This window comes from Mesobaculum littorinae, assembly GCF_004011175.1.
In the GTDB taxonomy this organism is placed as follows: domain Bacteria; phylum Pseudomonadota; class Alphaproteobacteria; order Rhodobacterales; family Rhodobacteraceae; genus Tranquillimonas; species Tranquillimonas littorinae.
In genome coordinates this window covers 1-19603 of record NZ_RQXX01000012.1, presented here as the reverse complement: position 1 = coordinate 19603, position 19603 = coordinate 1, and the positions used below count along the sequence as shown (strand labels likewise).

The following is a 19603-nucleotide window of genomic DNA, read 5'->3' as shown; positions in this document are numbered from 1 at the left end:
GTTCGAATTTTGCCTTCGCCATGATGGCCTCCTGTCGTCTTCGGGGTGCGGCGGACGTGGTCCGCCCTACGGATGGTGGGTAGGGCGGGGATCACACCCCGCCGCCCCGTTTATGCGTATTTCGCTTGGATCTCTTCCGAGATGTTCTGCGGCACGGGTTCGTAATGGTCGAACTGCATCGTGAACTGCGCACGGCCCGAGGACATCGAGCGCAGGTTGTTGATGTAGCCGAACATGTTCGCCAGCGGAACGAAGGCTTCGATCACGTTGGCGTTGCCGCGCGTGTCCTGACCCTGAACCTGGCCCCGGCGCGACGTCAGATCGCCAATCACCGACCCGGTGTATTCCTCGGGCGTGATGACCTCGACCTTCATGATCGGTTCCAGCAGCTGGGCACCGGCCTTGCGAAGGCCTTCGCGCATGCACATGCGGCTGGCGATCTCGAAGGCGAGAACGCTGGAGTCCACGTCGTGATACTTGCCGTCAACCAGGGCGACCTTGAAGTCGATGACCGGGAAGCCCGCCAGCGGACCGGAGTCCATGACCGACTTGATCCCCTTTTCGACGCCGGGAACGTATTCCTTCGGAACCGTGCCGCCGACGATACGGGATTCGAACGAGTAGCCTTCGCCCGGCTCGGTCGGAGTGATCTCAAGCTGGACCTCGGCGAACTGACCCGACCCACCCGACTGCTTCTTGTGCGTGTAGGTGTGGTTGATCTGCTGCTTGATGGTCTCGCGATAGGCCACCTGCGGCGCGCCGATGTTCGCCTCGACCTTGAACTCCCGCTTGAGGCGGTCGACCAGGATATCGAGGTGAAGTTCGCCCATGCCCTTCATGATCGTCTGACCGGACTCGAGGTCGGTTTCGACGCGGAAGGACGGATCTTCGGCCGCGAGACGCTGCAGGCCTGCGGACATCTTTTCCTGGTCGGCCTTGGTCTTGGGCTCGACCGCGATCTCGATGACCGGATCGGGGAAGGTCATGGTTTCCAGAACCACCTGCTTGTTGACATCGCAAAGCGTGTCGCCGGTGGTGGTTTCCTTCAGGCCGGCCAACGCGATGATGTCGCCGGCATAGGCGTTCTCGATCTCTTCGCGGTTGTTCGAGTGCATCATCATCATGCGCCCGATGCGTTCCCGCTTGCCCTTGGTCGAGTTGATGACCGAGTCGCCCTTGGACAGCGTGCCCGAGTAGATGCGGGTGAAGGTCAGCGAGCCGACGAAGGGGTCGTTCATGATCTTGAACGCCAGGCCGGCAAACGGCTGCTCGTCATCGGCCGAGCGCGCGATATCCCGCGTCTCGGTCTCGTCGTCCGGCGAGAAGCCCATGTAGGCGGGCACGTCCAGCGGACCGGGCAGGTAGTCGATGACCGCGTTCAGAAGCGGCTGCACGCCCTTGTTCTTGAACGCCGAGCCGGCGAGGATCGGAACGAAGGACATCGACAGCGTACCCTTGCGGATCAGCTCGCGCAGTTTCGGCAGGTCGGGCTCGGTACCGTCAAGATAGGCTTCCATCGCCTCGTCGTCCTGCTCGACGGCAAGTTCGATGAGCTCGGCGCGCATCTCGTTGGCCTTGTCCTGCAGTTCGGGACGGATGTCGCGGACAACCCAGGAGGCGCCGAGGTCTTCGGCGAGCCACACCCATTCCTGCATGGTGACGAGGTCGACGATGCCTTCCAGCTTGTCTTCTTCACCGATCGGGAACTGGATCGGCGCGGGCTGGGCGCCCGTGCGGTCCTTGATCATCCGGACGCAGTTGAAGAAGTCGGCGCCGATCTTGTCCATCTTGTTGACGAACACGATGCGCGGCACCTTGTAGCGGTCGGCCTGACGCCACACGGTTTCGGTCTGGGGTTCGACACCGGCGTTGGCGTCGAGCACGCAGATCGCACCGTCAAGCACGGCCAGCGACCGCTCGACTTCGATGGTGAAGTCGACGTGGCCGGGGGTGTCGATGATGTTGAAGCGGAACGACGCTTCGGCAGGCGTGTCGCCGTAGATGCCGGTCGGAGTCGCGCCATCTTCGGTGCGGAACCACATCGTGGTCGTCGCAGCCGAGGTGATGGTGATGCCCCGTTCTTGCTCCTGCTCCATCCAGTCCATGGTCGCGGCGCCGTCGTGGACTTCGCCGATCTTGTGGGACTTGCCGGTGTAGAACAGGATCCGCTCGGTACAGGTCGTCTTACCGGCGTCGATGTGGGCCATGATACCGAAGTTGCGGTAGCGGCCGAGTGAATAGTCGCGGGGCATGAGAGAATCCTCAGGCTAGGATTGGTTTACCAGCGGTAGTGGCTGAACGCCTTGTTGGCATCGGCCATCTTGTGGGTGTCTTCGCGCTTCTTCACCGCGGTGCCACGGCCGTTGACGGCGTCGGCAAGCTCGCCTGCAAGGCGCTCTTCCATGGTGTTTTCATTGCGCTTGCGGCAGGCATCGATGAGCCAGCGCAGGGCCAGGGCCTCGCGGCGCTCAGGGCGCACCTCGACCGGGACCTGGTAGGTGGCACCGCCGACGCGGCGCGACCGGACCTCGACCGAGGGCTTGATGTTGTCGAGCGCCTCGTGGAACACCTCGACCGGCGCTTTCTTCAGACGCCCTTCGACACGGTCGAAAGCGTTGTAGACGATGCGCTCGGCGACGGCTTTCTTGCCGTCGACCATGAGGTTGTTCATGAACTTCGTCAGAACCCGGTCGCCGTACTTGGCGTCGGGGAGAATTTCGCGCTTCTCGGCAGCGTGACGGCGGGACATCTGTCGTTCCTCTTACTTCGGGCGCTTGGCGCCATATTTCGACCGGCGCTGTTTCCGATCCTTGACGCCCTGCGTGTCGAGCACGCCGCGCAGAATGTGATAGCGCACACCGGGAAGGTCTTTCACCCGGCCGCCACGGATCAGGACCACCGAGTGTTCCTGCAGGTTGTGGCTTTCACCGGGGATGTAGCTGATCACCTCGTAGCCATTGGTCAGGCGCACCTTGGCGACCTTCCGCATGGCCGAGTTCGGCTTCTTCGGCGTCGTCGTGTAGACGCGCGTGCAGACGCCACGCTTCTGCGGGCAGCTCTCGAGGTGCATGGACTTCGAGCGTTGAGGCTTGGGCTGCCGCGGCTTGCGGATCAGCTGTTGGATCGTTGGCATTCCGGTCGTATCCCCGTGTTGCAACACTTCATGTCTCGGGCCCGCGCGGATCGCGGACGCTTTGTCATGGGGCACGCACGCGGCCCCGGCTTTATCTCGTCTCTGCACGCCTTACGCGTCCGCAAAGCGCAAAAACCGCATGGCTCCACAACCGGGAGCCCGCGGCGGGTCTTCAGAGGATCGGGCCGTTTGACCGGCCGGATCGTGACCACTTCGTTCTTTAAAGCCACGGGCCAGGACCGATCCCAGCCACGTGAGTGGGCGCCGTATAAAGGGAGTCGCAGGGGGTGTCAACAGCACCTTACCCGGGCGCCCCCCCTGCCCGCCCGCTGCACGCCACCAGGACGGCCGCGGGACGTCTGCGGGCGTGTCCCGGAGCGGTAGCGGCCCCCTGCCCGCCTAGCGGATACGCAGCGGCGCCGGACGCGACACAGCCGATGGCGCGGCGGCGCGGGCACGCTCCCTGTAGAGGGTAAAGAGCCCGGTGGCCACCACCAGCGCGCCGCCGATCAGCGTGGGCGTCGCCGGCCAGTCGCCGAAGACCAGAAAGCCCAGGACCAGCGCCACCAGAAGCGAGGTATAGCGGAACGGGGCCACCGCCCCGATCTCTCCGACCCGCATCGCCGCGACCGAGCACAGGTAGCCCGCGATCACAAAGACCGACGCGCCGAACCCGGCGAGCAGCGCACCCACCCCCATGGGCGCCCAGTCGACGAAGACCGACCCCGCTCCCATGAAGACCGTCACCGCGACGGCGGCCGAGATCGCGACCGTGAACGACGGCACCTCGCGCGACATACGTCGGGCGGTCAGGTCCCGCACGGTGACGAAGGCCACGGCCAGCAGGGCATAGACCGAGTAGATCGTGAAGCCCTCGGTCCCCGGTCGCACGATCAGCAGCACGCCCGCGAAGCCCACCAGGATCGCCCCCAGGCGCCGCCAGCCCACGGCCTCGCCGAAGATCAGGGCGCCGGCCAGGGTCACGGTCAGCGGCAGCGCCTGGAGGATCGCCGAAACATTGGCGAGCGGCATGTTGTAAAGCGCGGTGATGAAGAAATAGGCCGAGGCGACCTCGGCCAGCGACCGCAGGACCACGAGCCTCCAGTCCCGCCGTGACAGCCGCAGGCGCAGCCCGCCGAAAAGCGGCGCGATCGCGACCATCAGCACCAGCGTGGCGACCCCGCGCAGGAACACCGCCTGGAAGAACGGCACCTCGCCCGCGAGCGTCTTCATCAGCGTGTCGTTCAACGTGAAGGCCGTCATGCTGCCCGCCATCAAAAGCGCGCCGCGGGTGTTGTCACTGACCATGGGCCGGGCCTTTCAGACGTCCTCGTCCGGAACCGCGGTAGCACCCTCGCGCGCCCGTGACCATAGACCGCGGCCCGGCGGGAGGAGGTGACGTATGGCGTGCCCGGCGAGTCCGGGCATGGGGGAGGCCGGGCCGCCGATGGCTTGGTGCGGGCACCCCGGGGCCCGGAAACGAAAAAGGCCGGCCCCCGTTGGGGCCGGCCTGATGTGCTTGCGGGGTGCGCCCGGATCAGTCGTGGCTTTCCGGCGTCGCGGCCATGTCGGCGGCGGCCCCTTCGTCCATCGGCTCTTCGCTCGGCGCAGCCAGCGCCGCGGCGGCCTCGGCCTCGGCCTGGTTGGCCTTGAGGATCTTGAGATCCCGCTCGGCCGCCACGCGCCGCACCTGCTGGGTCGCGCCACCGGTGCCCGCCGGGATCAGCCGGCCGACGATGACGTTCTCCTTCAGGCCGACAAGCTTGTCGCGCTTGCCCTGCACCGAGGCTTCGGTCAGCACGCGGGTCGTTTCCTGGAACGACGCCGCCGAGATGAAGCTGCGGGTCTGCAGCGACGCCTTGGTGATGCCCAGCAGGATCGGTTCGCCCTGTGCGGGACGCCCGCCCTTCGACACGGCCTTGGCGTTGGCCTCGTCGAACTCGGCCTTGTCGACGTTCTCGCCCTTCAGAAGGGTCGTTTCGCCGCTGTCGAGGATCTCCCACTTCTGCAGCATCTGGCGCACGATGACCTCGATGTGCTTGTCGTTGATCTTCACGCCCTGCAGACGATAGACCTCCTGCACCTCGTTGATCATGTAGTTCGCCAATGCCTCGACACCCATGATCGACAGGATGTCGTGCGGCGCCGGGTTGCCGTCCATGATGAAGTCACCCTTCTGGACGAAGTCGCCTTCGACCACCGGGATGTGCTTGCCCTTGGGCACCATGTACTCGACGGGCTCAAGCCCCTCTTCGGCAGGCACGATGGCGATCCGGCGCTTGTTCTTGTAGTCGCGCCCGAACTTCACGTAGCCGTCGGCCTCGGCGATGATGGCGTGGTCCTTGGGACGACGCGCCTCGAAGAGTTCCGCCACCCGCGGCAGACCGCCGGTGATGTCCTTCGTCTTGGCGCCTTCGCGCGGGATCCGCGCCACGACGTCGCCGACCTTGATCTGCTGACCTTCCTCGATCGACAGGATCGCATCCACCGACATCGGGTAGTGCACCGGGTTGCCCTGCTCGTTGCGCACCGGCTCGCCGTCTTCGCCGATGATCAGGATCTCGGGCTTGAGATCGCCGCCCTTCGGCACCGACCGCCAGTCGCTGACGATCTTCTGGGTCATGCCGGTGGCGTCGTCGGTCTCGTCCCGCACCGACAGGCCGGTGATGAGGTCGACGAACCGCGCCGTCCCCGCCTTTTCGGCGATGATCGGCAGGGTGTAGGGGTCCCACTCGAACAGCTTGTCGCCGCGCTTGATCTGCGCGTTTTCCTCGATGAAGACCTTGGTGCCGTAGCCCAGCTTGAAGCTGGCGCGTTCGACATCCTGATCGTCCACGATGACCAGCTGCATGTTGCGGCCCACGACGATCTTTTCGCCGATGTCGTTGGTCAGCAGGTTGGCGTTGCGGAACTCCGCGCGGCCTTCCTGACCGGCCTCCTGGAACGACTGCGAGCCACCCTGCGCCACGCCGCCGATGTGGAAGGTCCGCATCGTCAGCTGGGTGCCGGGTTCACCGATCGACTGCGCCGCGATGATGCCCACGGCTTCGCCCTGGTTCACCAGCGTGCCGCGTGCGAGGTCGCGACCATAGCACATGGCGCAGACGCCTTCCTCGGCCTCGCAGGTCAGGGGCGAGCGGATGCGGATGGACTGCAGCGCATGGGCCTCGATCGTGTCGGCCTTGCGTTCGTCGATCAGCTCGTCCTTAGACACGATGACCTCGTCCGTGCCGGGGACGAACACGTCCTCGGCCGCGACGCGACCCAGAACACGCTCGCCAAGGCTGGCGACGACTTCACCATCGTTGACCTGCGCTTCGGCCGTGATCGACATTTCGGTGCCGCAGTCATGCTGACGCACGATGCAGTCCTGCGCCACGTCGACTAGGCGGCGCGTCAGGTAGCCCGAGTTCGCGGTCTTGAGCGCCGTGTCCGACAGACCCTTCCGCGCGCCGTGGGTGGAGTTGAAGTACTCCAGCACGGTCAGGCCTTCCTTGAAGTTCGAGATGATCGGCGTCTCGATGATCTCGCCCGACGGCTTGGCCATCAGGCCCCGCATGCCGCCCAGCTGCTTCATCTGCGTGACCGAGCCCCGCGCACCCGAGTGGGCCATCATGTAGACCGAGTTCGGCTCGTTCTCGGCGCCGTTCGCATCCACGCCCGGGGTCGAGATGGTCGTCATCATCGCCTCGGTGACCTTGTCGTTACACTTCGACCAGGCATCGACGACCTTGTTGTACTTTTCGCCCTGGGTGATCAGGCCGTCCATGTACTGCTGCTCGAAATCCTTCACCTGCTCGCGGGTCTCTTCCACGATCGGCCATTTCGAGTCCGGGATGACCATGTCGTCCTTGCCGAAGGAGATGCCCGCGCGGAACGCCTCCTTGAAGCCCGTCGACATGATCTGGTCGCAGAAGATGACCGACTCTTTCTGACCGCAGTAGCGGTAGACGGTGTCGATGACCTGCTGCACCTCCTTCTTGCGCAGAAGACGGTTGACCAGCTCGAACGGCGCCTTTGCGTTCAGCGGCAGAAGCGCACCGACCCGCACGCGGCCCGGCGTCGTCTCGAACCGGCGCATGACCTCCTGGCCTTCCTCGTCGATCTGGGGAAGACGCGCGGTGATCTTGGCGTGCATGTGCACTTCGCCCGCGTCGAGGGCATGCATGACCTCGTCCAGGTCCGAGAACATCATGCCCTCGCCCTTCATGCCCTCACGCATCATCGTGATGTAGTAGAGGCCGAGGATCATATCCTGCGACGGCACGATGATCGGCGCGCCGTTGGCCGGCGACAGCACGTTGTTCGTCGACATCATCAGGACGCGCGCTTCCAGCTGGGCCTCGAGGCTCAGCGGGACGTGCACGGCCATCTGGTCGCCGTCGAAGTCGGCGTTGAAGGCCGAGCAGACCAGCGGGTGAAGCTGGATCGCCTTGCCCTCGATCAGCTGGGGTTCGAACGCCTGGATGCCCAGACGGTGCAGCGTCGGCGCCCGGTTCAGCATCACCGGGTGTTCGCGGATCACCTCGTCGAGGATGTCCCACACCTCGGGACGCTCTTTCTCGACCAGCTTCTTGGCCTGCTTGACGGTGGACGACAGGCCCTTCGCCTCGAGCCGCGAGTAGATGAACGGCTTGAAGAGTTCGAGAGCCATCTTCTTCGGCAGACCGCACTGGTGCAGCTTGAGCTCCGGGCCCGTCACGATGACGGACCGGCCCGAGAAGTCGACCCGCTTGCCCAGAAGGTTCTGGCGGAACCGGCCCTGCTTGCCCTTCAGCATGTCGCTGAGCGATTTCAGCGGACGCTTGTTGGCCCCGGTGATGACCCGGCCGCGACGGCCGTTGTCGAACAGCGCATCGACGGATTCCTGAAGCATCCGCTTTTCGTTGCGGACGATGATGTCCGGCGCGCGCAGCTCGATCAGCCGCTTGAGGCGGTTGTTCCGGTTGATCACCCGGCGATAGAGGTCGTTGAGGTCCGAGGTCGCGAAACGGCCACCGTCCAGCGGCACCAGCGGACGCAGCTCGGGCGGGATGACCGGGATCACGGTCATGATCATCCACTCCGGGCGGTTGCCGGAATCGAGGAACGACTCGACGATCTTGAGGCGCTTGATGATCTTCTTGGGCTTCAGCTCGCCGGTTGCCTCCTTGAGGTCGGCGCGCAGCTGTTCGGCCGTGGCTTCAAGGTCGATCATGGCGAGCATCTCGCGGATCGCCTCGGCACCGATATTGGCCTGGAACGCATCGGCGCCATAGGCGTCCTGCGCATCCATGAATTCTTCCTCGGTCATCATCTGACCGTACTGAAGATCCGTTAGGCCGGGTTCGATCACGACGTAGTTCTCGAAATACAGCACCCGCTCGAGATCGCGCAGCGTCATGTCGAGCATGAGGCCGATCCGGGAGGGCAGCGATTTCAAGAACCAGATGTGGGCCACGGGCGCGGCCAGCTCGATATGGCCCATCCGCTCGCGGCGGACCTTCTGCAGCGTCACCTCGACGCCGCATTTCTCGCAGACGATGCCGCGATACTTCATCCGCTTGTACTTGCCGCACAGGCATTCGTAGTCCTTGATCGGACCGAAGATGCGCGCGCAGAACAGGCCGTCACGCTCGGGCTTGAACGTACGGTAGTTGATCGTTTCGGGCTTCTTGATCTCGCCGAAGGACCAGCTGAGGATCCGTTCCGGGGAGGCCAGCGAAATCTTGATCTCGTCGAAGGTCTTCGGCGGGGTCAGCGGATTGAACGGGTTGTTGGTGATTTCCTGGTTCATTGAGTTACCTCGAAGTTCGGGCGTGGGGGGACGAGATGCGCGCAGCCGCGCATCCCTTGGCGCCGAGGATGGGGGTGCACCCGAAGATGCACCGCCCTTCCGTCAAAGCCGTCAGTCCTCGTCCTCCGCGTCCAGGAGTTCCATGTTGAGGCCCAGACCCCGGACCTCCTTGACGAGCACGTTGAACGATTCCGGCACGCCGGCTTCGAAGTTGTCCTCGCCCTTCACGATGCTTTCGTAGACCTTGGTCCGGCCTGCCACGTCATCGGACTTCACCGTCAGCATCTCCTGCAGGGTGTAGGCCGCGCCGTAGGCTTCCAGCGCCCAGACCTCCATCTCGCCGAAGCGCTGTCCACCGAACTGCGCCTTGCCGCCCAGCGGCTGCTGGGTGACCAGGCTGTAGGGCCCGGTCGAGCGCGCGTGGATCTTGTCGTCCACGAGGTGGTGCAGCTTGAGCAGGTACTTCATGCCCACGGTGACCTTGCGGCTGAACTGCTCGCCCGTCCGCCCGTCGAACAGCACCGACTGACCGGATTCATCAAAACCGGCACGCCGCAGCGCGTCGTTGACGTCCGGCTCTTTCGCGCCGTCGAAGACCGGGGTCGCGATCGGCACGCCGCGGGTGACGTTCTGCGCCGCCTCGACCAGCTGCTTCTCGTCCATCGACTCAAGGCCCTCGTCCCAGACGTCGTCGCCATAGGCAAGACGCATGGCTTCCTTGACCGGGGTCAGGTCGCCCGAGCGGCGGTAGTCGCCGAGCGCATCGTCGATCTTGATCCCCAGACCGCGCGCGGCCCAGCCCATGTGGGTTTCGAGGATCTGGCCGACGTTCATGCGCGACGGCACGCCCAGCGGGTTGAGGCAGAAGTCGACCGGCGTGCCATCGGCGAGGAACGGCATGTCCTCCATCGGCACGACGCGCGAGATGACGCCCTTGTTGCCGTGACGTCCGGCCATCTTGTCGCCCGGCTGCAGCTTGCGCTTCACCGCGACGAAGACCTTGACCATCTTCATCACGCCCGGCGGCAGGTCGTCGCCCCGGCGCACCTTCTCGACCTTGTCCTCGAAACGGGCGTCGAGCGCGCGCTTCTGCGCGTCGAACTGGGTGTTCAGAGCCTCGACCTGGCTGGCCTCGGTCTCGTCTCCGAGCGCCAGCTGCCACCACTGACCGCGCGAGAGGGTCTCGAGCAACTCGTCGGTGATCTCGGTGTTCGGACGCACGCCCTTGGGCCCCTTCACCGCGGTCTTGCCGAGGATCATGGTCCGCAGACGCTGGTAGATGTTGCGCTCGAGGATGTGCAGCTCGTCGTCGCGGTCGCGCGACAGGCGTTCCACCTCTTCCCGCTCGATCTGCAGCGCACGCTCGTCCTTTTCGACGCCGTGACGGTTGAAGATCCGCACCTCGACGATCGTGCCGAAGTCACCCGGGGGCAGACGCAGCGAGGTGTCGCGCACGTCGCTGGCCTTTTCGCCGAAGATCGCGCGAAGCAGCTTTTCCTCGGGCGTCATCGGGCTTTCGCCCTTGGGCGTGATCTTACCGACAAGGATATCGGCCGGACCAACCTCGGCCCCGATATAGACGATGCCCGCCTCGTCGAGGTTGCGCAGGGCTTCCTCGCCGACGTTGGGGATGTCGCGGGTGATCTCCTCGGGCCCGAGCTTGGTGTCACGGGCGGCGACTTCGAATTCCTCGATGTGGATCGAGGTGAAGACGTCGTCGCGGGTGATCCGCTCGGAGATCAGGATCGAGTCCTCGTAGTTGTACCCGTTCCACGGCATGAAGGCGACGACGACGTTCTTGCCGAGCGCCAGTTCCCCCATGTCCGTCGACGGACCATCGGCCACAACCTCGTTCTTGCCGACCGTGTCGCCCACCTTCACCAGGGGCTTCTGGTTGATGCAGGTGTTCTGGTTCGACCGCTGGAACTTGCGCAGACGATAGATGTCGACGCCGGGATCGCCCGGTTCCAGATCTTCGGTCGCCCGCACGACGATACGCGTGGCATCCACCTGATCGACGACACCGGCGCGGCGCGCCATGATCGCGGCGCCCGAATCCTCGGCCACCTTGTGTTCGATCCCGGTGCCCACATACGGCGCCTCGGCCTGCAGCAGCGGCACGGCCTGACGTTGCATGTTCGAGCCCATGAGAGCGCGGTTGGCGTCGTCGTTCTCGAGGAACGGGATCAGCGAGGCCGCGACGGAAACCAGCTGTTTCGGCGACACGTCGATCAGGTCGACGGTTTCGTTCGGGGCAAGGGTGTATTCGCCCGACTGGCGGGTCGACACGAATTCCTGGACGAACCGGCCGCCGTCATCGAGCTCCGCGTTGGCCTGCGCCACGACGTGCCGCATCTCTTCGGTCGCGGACATGTAGTTGACCTCATCGGTCACCTGTCCGTCGCGCACCGTGCGATAGGGCGTTTCGATAAAGCCGTACTTGTTCACCCGCGCAAAGGTCGCGAGCGAGTTGATGAGACCGATGTTCGGGCCTTCCGGCGTTTCGATCGGGCACATCCGGCCATAGTGGGTCGGGTGGACGTCGCGCACCTCGAAGCCGGCGCGTTCGCGGGTCAGACCGCCGGGGCCAAGCGCCGAAAGCCGACGCTTGTGCGTGACCTCGGACAGCGGGTTGGTCTGGTCCATGAACTGCGACAGCTGGCTGGAGCCGAAGAATTCGCGCACCGCCGCGGCCGCGGGTTTCGCATTGATCAGGTCCTGCGGCATGACGGTGTCGATCTCGACCGACGACATGCGCTCCTTGATCGCGCGCTCCATCCGCAGAAGGCCGACGCGGTACTGGTTCTCCATCAGTTCGCCGACCGAGCGCACCCGGCGGTTGCCGAGGTGGTCGATGTCGTCGATCTCGCCACGCCCGTCGCGCAGTTCGACCAGCGCCTTGATGCAGGACACGATGTCCTCGCGCCGAAGCGTACGCACGGTATCCTCGGCATCGAGGTTCAGGCGCATGTTCATCTTGACCCGGCCGACGGCCGACAGGTCATAGCGCTCGGGGTCGAAGAAAAGCGTGTCGAACAGGTTCGACGCGGCCTCGACCGTGGGCGGCTCGCCCGGGCGCATGACGCGGTAGATGTCCATGAGCGCGGTGTCGCGGTTCATGTTCTTGTCCGCGGCGACCGTGTTGCGGATGTAGGGGCCGACATTGATGTTGTCGATGTCGAGAACCGGGATCTCCGAGACGCCGGCATCCATCAGCTCTTTGAGCGTGCCGCCGGTCACCTCGCCTTCCTTGTCGGTCTCCCACGTCAGCTCGTCCCCGGCCTCGACATAGATCGCGCCGGTTTCCTCGTTGATGATGTCGCGGGCGGCATAGCGGCCGATGATCTGGTCGAAAGGCACCAGAAGCTCGGTGACCGCGCCTTCGTCCTTCAGCTTCTTGACGGTACGCGGCGTGACCTTGTCGCCTGCCTTGGCGATCACTTCGCCGGTGGCCGCGTCCACGAGGTCATGGCCGGGCCGCGTGCCACGAACGCGGTCGGGGAAGAACTTGGTCACCCAGCCCTTGTTCTTCTCGTAACGGAAATCGACCGTGTCGTAGTAGGCATCCATGATCGCCTCCTGGTCCAGCCCGAGGGCATAGAGCAGGGTCGTCACCGGAAGCTTCCGGCGGCGGTCGATCCGTGCGAAGACAAGGTCCTTGGCGTCGAATTCGAAATCGAGCCACGAGCCGCGGTACGGAATGATGCGGCATGCGAAAAGCAGCTTGCCCGACGAATGGGTCTTGCCCTTGTCGTGGTCGAAGAACACGCCCGGGCTGCGGTGCATCTGGGAAACGATGACCCGCTCGGTGCCGTTGACGATGAAGGTGCCGTTCGGCGTCATCAGGGGCATGTCGCCCATGAAGACGTCCTGCTCCTTGATGTCCTTGACGGACTTCGCGCCGGTATCCTCGTCGACATCGAAGACGATCAGGCGCAGCGTGACCTTCAGCGGCGCGCTGTAGGTCATGTCGCGCTGCTGGCATTCCTCGACGTCGTATTTCGGGCGCTCAAGCTCGTAGCGCACGAATTCGAGAACGGCGGTCTCGTTGAAGTCCTTGATCGGAAAGACCGACTGGAACACACCCTTGATGCCTTCGCCGTCAAGCGGTTCGGGCTGGTCGCCGGACTGCAAAAACAGGTCGTAGGAGCTTTTCTGAACCTCGATGAGGTTCGGCATCTCAAGGACTTCCTTGATCTTGCCGTAGTATTTGCGGAGTCGTTTCTGGCCGAGATAGGTCGAAGCCATGCGCCTTTGCACCTTTCATCTTTCGCAAGCATACCGTCCGCCGGGGCCGCGGGGGGCACGCTCTCGAAACAGGGGGTTCCGGGTCAATCCCTGGCGGCCCTCCCACAGGCCGCCGCCCGATCCGGAACCGCGCCCTGGGGAAGGTCTTCGCAAAGACCCTCGCCATGACGCGGAAGGCCAGCCCCGGAGCGCACTCCGGAGCCGGCCGTTTTTCCCTTAGACCCGGACCGAAGCCCGGTGTCCAGTCACTTGACCTCGACCTCGGCGCCAGCTGCTTCCAGCTTGCCCTTGATCTCTTCGGCTTCGTCCTTGGACACGCCTTCTTTGACGGCCTTGCCGCCGGCTTCGACCAGTTCCTTGGCTTCTTTCAGGCCAAGACCGGTGATGCCGCGGACTTCTTTGATGACGTTGATCTTCTGAGCGCCGGCGCTCTTCAGGATCACGTCGAATTCGGTCTTCTCTTCCTCGGCGGCGGCAGCGTCGCCACCGGCAGGACCAGCCATCATCACGGCGCCGCCGGCGGCGGGCTCGATGCCGTATTCGTCCTTGAGGATGGTTTTCAGCTCTTGCGCTTCGAGAAGGGTGAGACCCACGATCTCTTCGGCGAGTTTCTTAAGATCAGCCATGTTTCCGTTTCCGTAACTAGATGTGTTCCAACGTCGGGGTTATCAACCCCACGCGAAATCTCAGGCGGCTTCCGCCTTTTCCTCGATTGTCGACAGGATGCCCGCGATGTTCGAAGCAGGCGCGCCAATGGCCCCGGCGATGTTGGAAGCAGGTGCCCCGATGCAGCCGGCGATGGAAGCGATAAGCTCATCACGCGACGGCAGTTCGGAGACCGACTTGACACCGGCCCGGTCCAGAACCGTCTCTCCCATGGCGCCGCCCAGGATCTCGAACTTCGAGTTGTCCTTGGCATAGCCCTCCGCGACCTTGGCAGCAGCCACGGGGTCTTCGGAGTAGGAAAGAACGGTCATCCCCGTCAGCAGGTCGGCCATCTCAGCAGTGGGCCGGCCCTCGAGGGCGATCTTGGCGAGCTTGTTCTTGGCGACGCGAACGGCACCCCCCGCGTCACGCATGCGCGCGCGAAGGTCCTGCATTTCGGCAACCGTGAGACCCGCGTAGTGAGCAATCACCACGACGCCAGAGCTTTCGAAGATCTGGCCGAGTTCCTCGACCACTTTCTCTTTCTGGGCTCTATCCACAGTTTCACTCCAAGTATGGAGAGGTCTCCCCCTCCGGCTCGTATTCGCCGGTCGTGCCCTGCGGCGCCGCCCGGCATCGGGTCCGCTTGAAGGGTCCCGAGAAGATCGCCCGAGGGCGCTTGGCCCCATGGACTGGTCTCGTTCCCCATCTCAGGAAGGATTTAGCGACCCGCTCGCCCGACCCTTGCGGGGCCGTCTCGCGCATCCACCCTCCGTCTCGGACAGGACAGGCCCGGATCGCTCCGGCCCTGCCATCCGGCCTGCCCCGCGAAGGGAACAAGCCCGGAATTCGTTATCAGCTGCCGACGGCGTCCGTCACGTCGACCGACACGCCCGCGCCCATCGTCGAGGCGAGGCTGACCTTCTTGAGGTACGTGCCCTTGGCCCCTGCGGGCTTCGCCTTAGCGACGGCGTCGACGAAGGCGCGCACGTTCTCGGCCAGCTTCGCGGCGTCGAAGGAGGCCTTGCCGACACCGGCATGCACCACGCCGGCCTTCTCGGCCTTGAACTGGACCTGGCCGCCCTTGGCCGCCTCGATCGCGTCCTTGACGTCCATCGTCACGGTGCCGACCTTGGGGTTCGGCATCAGGTTGCGAGGGCCCAGGATCTTGCCCAGACGGCCGACGACCGGCATCATGTCGGGCGTGGCAATGCAGCGGTCAAAGTTGATCTGACCACCCTGGATCTGCTCCATCAGGTCTTCGGCACCGACGATGTCGGCCCCGGCGGCCTGCGCCTCTTCAGCCTTGGCACCGCGGGCGAAGACCGCCACGCGCACCGTCTTGCCGGTGCCGTTGGGCAGGTTCACCGTGCCGCGGACCATCTGGTCTGCGTGACGCGGATCGACGCCGAGGTTCATCGCGATCTCGACGGTTTCGTCGAACTTCGCGCTGGCGTTGGACTTGATCAGCGCGACGGCCTCGTCGACGCTGAGGTTTTCCTTGCCCGCCGCGGCTTCGCGGACGGCGCGGATGCGTTTACCAAGCTTCGCCATTACTTGACCTCGATGCCCATGGATTTCGCCGACCCGAGCACGATCTTCATCGCGCCCTCGATATCCGTCGCGTTGAGGTCCTTCATCTTGGCCTCGGCGATTTCACGCACCTGCTTGGCGGTGACCGTCGCGACGGTTTCGCGTCCGGGGGTGGTGGCCCCCTTCGGACGGTTCCGCTTGCCCACCGGCTTCAGGCCCGCTGCCTTCTTGAGGAAGAACGACGCCGGCGGCGTCTTGATTTCCATCGTGAAGGATTTGTCCTGGTAGTAGGTGATCACGGTCGGGCACGGCGCACCGGGCTCCAGTTCCTGCGTCTTGGCGTTGAACGCCTTGCAGAATTCCATGATGTTGATCCCGCGCTGACCCAGCGCCGGACCGACGGGCGGCGAGGGGTTCGCCTGCCCCGCCTTGATCTGCAGCTTCATGCTGCCGACTTTCTTCTTGGCCATCGGGCCTCTCCTTCTTCAACACCTGACCCGGCGCGCCGGGCGGCTTGCGTTGCGTGGTCCGGCGCCCCGGCCGCGGCCGGGTCCACCTCCCACGTGCGGGCTCAGGCCCCTTTCGAGACCTGAGTGTATTCCAGTTCGACCGGCGTCGCCCGGCCGAAGATCGACACCGTGACCTTGAGCCGCTGGTTGTCGTCGTCGACATCCTCGACCATGCCCTCGAACCCTTCGAAGGGCCCGTCGGTCACATTCACCTTCTCGCCGATATCGAACGAGATCAGGGTGCGCGGCGCGGCCTCGCCTTCTTCGACCCGGCCGAGGATCGCCTGAACCTCGGCGTCGCGCATCGGCATCGGCTTGCCCTGGGGACCCAGGAAGCCGGTGACGCGGTTGATCGAGTTGATCAGGTGATAGCCGCGATCCGACATCTCCATCCGCACCAGCACGTAGCCGGGCATGAAGCGGCGTTCGGTCGGAACCTTCTTGCCGCGCCGGATCTCGATCACCTCTTCGGTGGGAACCAGGACCTCTTCGATCTCGTCCTCGAGCCCGGCTTCGGCCACCGACGTGCGGATCTGTTCGGCGATCTTCTTCTCGAAGTTCGAGAGGACGCTCACTGAATACCACCGTTTCGCCATGACCTGCCCGTTTCTTATCTGCTGCTCGGCCCGCACGCCGCGATGACGCCGGCCGAAAACGAAAGGGGCGTGCGAATCACGGCACGCCACCCCTTCAAGTTGGAGACCCCGCATAGCGCCGCTGCTTGGGGATGGCAAGCCCGCGCGCCCTGCGTTTGCCCACGCCGTCGGCGTCAGCTGCCGACAAAGCCCAGAAGCGCCACCAGCCCGTTGCGGATCAGGAAATCCACGAGAAAGAAAAAGATCGCGGTCAGCGTCGCCATGATCAGCACCATGACGGTGGTCAGCACCACCTCGCGGCGGGTCGGCCAGACGACCTTGGCGATCTCGGCCCGGACCTGCTGGGCGAATTGAAGCGGATTGGTGGTGGCCATTATCGGTTCCCTCGATCGGATCGGTGGCGGGATACGAGGTTGCGCCCGCAAGTTCAAGACATCATGCCCACGCTCCGCCCCGGAACGGGGCTGGCAGGACCGGAAATGACGGTGGACTGGCAGGGGCTGAGGGACTCGAACCCACGACCCTCGGTTTTGGAGACCGATGCTCTACCAACTGAGCTAAACCCCTAGGCCGGGGGCTCGGATACGACGGCACCACGGCAGGGTCAAGCAGCAATCGTGAGGAACAACCCCCGAGGCCGTCGCGTTCTCGGGCCAAACGCATCATATCAAACGAGAGAGGAGACCGTGATGGCCATCCAGAACCTTAAAGACGTCTATCTCGACCAGCTGCAGGACATTCACTCGGCAAACGCCCAGTCGATGGAGATCGTGACCGAGCTTGGTCGCGCGGCGAAAAACGAAGAGCTGTCGAAGGCGCTGATTGCCGGGAACAACGGCATTGCCGACGGTCTCGACAAGATCAAGAGCCTCTGCAAGGACCACGGCGTCGACCCCGAGGGCGAGTTCTGCAAGGGCATGCAGGGTCTCGTCCGCGAAGCGCGCGCCCACGGCCTGGAACAGGAATTCGGCGACGATGACGCGCATGACGCGATGATCATCACGCAGTACCAGCGCATGTGCCACTACGCCATCGCAGGCTATGGTTGCCTGATGGCCTTCGCCAACCGCCTGGGCCTCGACGGCGATGCGGCGATCCTGAAGGAATGCCTCGACGCGTCCTATGACGGCGACCGCCACATGTCTGCCATCGCCGAAAAGAAGGTGAACGCGGCCGCTGCCTGATCCACAGGCCAGTCAATTCCCGAAAAAGTGTCAGGGGCGGCGCCGTAACGGCGCCGCCCCTTCTTGTTGCCTACGCCTCGGGGCGCCCGGCCTCCAGCGCGGCAAGGTCACCCTGCGCAAGCGCGGGTAGCTGCGCCAGGATCGCCTCGATCGGCCAGTCCCACCAGGCCAGCGCCAGCAGGCGCCGCACCTCGTCGGGGGTGAAGCGATGCCGCACGACACGGGCCGGGTTGCCTGCGACGACGGCATAGTCGGGCACCTCGCCGCCCACCACCGCGCCCGCACCGATGATCGCGCCCGACCCGATCCGCGCGCCGGGCAGGATCGTCGCGCGGGTCCCGATCCAGACATCATGCCCGATCTCGGTATCCGCGCCCGCGGGGAAGCCGCCGTAGGAGTCCATCAGCTCGTGCGCGAAGATCGGAAAGGGATAGGCAGTCAGCCCACGGCTGTTGTGATTGGCCGAGGCGGTGATGATCTCGACCCCGTGGGCGATCTGGCAAAACTTGCCGATCCGCAGGGCCTCGGGCGCGCCGGGGTAAAGATAGGGGGCAAGTGCCGCGGCCCAGTCCTCGGGCACGCGGCGGTCACTCATGTAGGTGTAATCGCCGATCTCGATGTTCGGGTGGTCGATGACCTGGTTCAGGAACACGGTTTCGGGGTGGATGCTGCCATCGGGCAGCGTCAGCGGTGTCCGCGTCTGGGGTGAAGGAAATGGCATAAAGGAACCTCGCGCGAATCTGAAAGGGAACCGGCGCCTGTGCCCCTGCGGGCACGGCGGGCGATGTCAGATGCTGTGCTGGTCCATTGGTCCGTCTCCTGCGTTGTCCCGGTAAATTGGGGGTTCACGCGCCTCCTGTCCAGAGGTCAGAGCCAGTTCAATCGTCGCAACAGGGCGACCTGCGCGGCTAGGATCAGGCACAGAAGACCGGTAAAGACCCAGAAGGCGGGCGGCCAGTTTGCCCCCGGCATGCCGGCAAGGTTGATCCCCATCAGCCCGGTCAGCACCCCCAGCGGCAGAAACACCGCCGAGATCACCGACAACAGGTAGAGGTTGCGGTTCAGGCGGTCCGACATGGCGGTGGTCAGCTCGTCCTTTACCACGACCAGGCGTTCGCGCAGGCCCTCGACCTCTTCGACTGCGCGCAGCAGGCGGTCTTGCACCTCGGACAGGCGCAGGCGGTCGTGGTCGTCCAGCACCGGCGCCGGGCTTTGCGCCAGCGCCGCCGCCGCGTCGCGCTGCGGCAGCAGGAAACGGCGCAGGTCGACGATCTCGCCGCGGGTGTCGGTGACGGTGGCGCGCAGTTCGGGACCGGGTTGCTGCAGCACCTCGACCTCCAGCCGGTCGCCCAGATCGTCGAGGTTCTGGACGTAGGTCTCGATCCGGCCCTGCAACCGTTCGGCCAGGTCGCACAGCAGCGTGCCGGCCCGCTGCGGCCCCTGCCCCGCCGCGATCGCCGCGGCCATTTCGTGGACCGAGGCAAGCTCGCGCAGCGAAACCGAGACGATGCGCCCCTCGGCCACCCAGAGCCGGATCGAGATCATGTCCTCGGGTTCGGCCCCGGGGTTGAGGTTGACGCCCCGCAGGATCACCAGCACCCCGTCGCCATGCGTGACCGCGCGCGGGCGCGGATCGGTGGCCAGCAGCGCGGCACGGACGGGTTCGGGCAGGTAGGCCAGATGCGTCTCGATCCAGTCGCGGGTGCGGGCATCGTCTGCCTGCATGTGGATCCATGCGGGTTCGGGCGCGGCAAGCGCATCGGCGATCTCGTCGTCGCCGGTCAGGGTGCGGCCGGGCGTGTCGCCGGCCAGGGCATAGGCAAAGTGGATGCAGCGTGTCATGCCCGCCAAGATAGCCGCGCCACCCGGCACGGCCAGAGCGAAACGGCAGGCCCGCAAAGAAGAAAAGGCGCCCGGACCAGCCGGGCGCCTTCCCAATCGGTCTTCGCGACGGGCGCGTGCCGAGGCACGCACCCCCT

Annotated in this window: 15 protein-coding genes and 1 tRNA gene; 1 reads left to right on the top strand and 15 read right to left on the bottom strand. The window is 64.9% G+C overall.

Translation table 11 applies throughout. The annotated features are described in order from the left end of the window. Positions 1–110: 110 nt before the first annotated feature. From fusA to EKE94_RS18195, 13 genes are all read right to left on the bottom strand, one after another. Complete coding sequence (fusA, locus tag EKE94_RS18255; protein ID WP_127908072.1) at positions 111–2252, bottom strand: elongation factor G; 2142 nt, start codon at positions 2250–2252, stop codon at positions 111–113. Between the two features lie 26 nt (positions 2253–2278). Then, positions 2279–2749 carry a 30S ribosomal protein S7 gene (rpsG, locus tag EKE94_RS18250; protein ID WP_127908071.1) on the bottom strand — a complete coding sequence of 157 codons (471 nt, stop codon included), beginning with the start codon at positions 2747–2749 and terminating at the stop codon, positions 2279–2281. Between the two features lie 12 nt (positions 2750–2761). Continuing rightward, the gene (gene rpsL / locus EKE94_RS18245) at positions 2762–3133 is read right to left on the bottom strand and encodes a 30S ribosomal protein S12 (RefSeq protein WP_127908070.1); all 372 of its coding nucleotides are present in this window, start codon (positions 3131–3133) and stop codon (positions 2762–2764) included. Positions 3134–3532: 399 nt separating this feature from the next. Then, entirely contained in the window at positions 3533–4441 is a 909-nt protein-coding gene (locus EKE94_RS18240) for a DMT family transporter (protein WP_127908069.1), read from the bottom strand. A 229-nt stretch (positions 4442–4670) separates the two neighbouring features. Further along, positions 4671–8909, bottom strand: a complete 4239-nt coding sequence (rpoC, locus tag EKE94_RS18235) for a DNA-directed RNA polymerase subunit beta' (RefSeq protein ID WP_127908068.1) — start codon at positions 8907–8909, stop codon at positions 4671–4673. A 111-nt stretch (positions 8910–9020) separates the two neighbouring features. Further along, entirely contained in the window at positions 9021–13157 is a 4137-nt protein-coding gene (gene rpoB / locus EKE94_RS18230; RefSeq protein WP_127908067.1) for a DNA-directed RNA polymerase subunit beta, read from the bottom strand. Positions 13158–13402: 245 nt separating this feature from the next. Further along, positions 13403–13783 carry a 50S ribosomal protein L7/L12 gene (gene rplL, locus EKE94_RS18225; RefSeq protein ID WP_127908066.1) on the bottom strand — a complete coding sequence of 127 codons (381 nt, stop codon included), beginning with the start codon at positions 13781–13783 and terminating at the stop codon, positions 13403–13405. Between the two features lie 60 nt (positions 13784–13843). Then, positions 13844–14362 carry a 50S ribosomal protein L10 gene (gene rplJ / locus EKE94_RS18220; protein WP_127908065.1) on the bottom strand — a complete coding sequence of 173 codons (519 nt, stop codon included), beginning with the start codon at positions 14360–14362 and terminating at the stop codon, positions 13844–13846. Positions 14363–14657: 295 nt separating this feature from the next. Beyond that, positions 14658–15356 carry a 50S ribosomal protein L1 gene (rplA, locus tag EKE94_RS18215; RefSeq protein ID WP_127908064.1) on the bottom strand — a complete coding sequence of 233 codons (699 nt, stop codon included), beginning with the start codon at positions 15354–15356 and terminating at the stop codon, positions 14658–14660. Next, a complete protein-coding gene (rplK, locus tag EKE94_RS18210) occupies positions 15356–15805 on the bottom strand; it encodes a 50S ribosomal protein L11 (protein WP_127908063.1) in 450 nt (149 codons plus the stop codon). Before rplK ends, rplA begins: the two co-directional genes overlap by 1 nt. Positions 15806–15906: 101 nt before the next feature. Next, entirely contained in the window at positions 15907–16440 is a 534-nt protein-coding gene (gene nusG / locus EKE94_RS18205) for a transcription termination/antitermination protein NusG (protein ID WP_127908062.1), read from the bottom strand. A 173-nt stretch (positions 16441–16613) separates the two neighbouring features. Beyond that, positions 16614–16814 carry a preprotein translocase subunit SecE gene (secE, locus tag EKE94_RS18200; protein ID WP_127908061.1) on the bottom strand — a complete coding sequence of 67 codons (201 nt, stop codon included), beginning with the start codon at positions 16812–16814 and terminating at the stop codon, positions 16614–16616. A 117-nt stretch (positions 16815–16931) separates the two neighbouring features. Next, positions 16932–17007: transfer RNA gene (locus EKE94_RS18195), tRNA-Trp, on the bottom strand. 122 nt (positions 17008–17129) lie between these two features. Here EKE94_RS18195 and EKE94_RS18190 point away from each other — a divergent pair. Then, entirely contained in the window at positions 17130–17624 is a 495-nt protein-coding gene (locus EKE94_RS18190) for a DUF892 family protein (protein ID WP_127908060.1), read from the top strand. Positions 17625–17694: 70 nt separating this feature from the next. Here the strand turns inward: EKE94_RS18190 and EKE94_RS18185 are convergent, their stop codons facing one another. After that, positions 17695–18345, bottom strand: coding sequence for a CatB-related O-acetyltransferase (locus tag EKE94_RS18185; protein WP_127908059.1), 651 nt, complete (start codon positions 18343–18345; stop codon positions 17695–17697). Positions 18346–18491: 146 nt separating this feature from the next. Next, positions 18492–19466: a zinc transporter ZntB gene (locus EKE94_RS18180; protein ID WP_127908058.1), complete on the bottom strand. Its 975-nt coding sequence runs from the start codon at positions 19464–19466 to the stop codon at positions 18492–18494. Positions 19467–19603 lie beyond the last annotated feature (137 nt).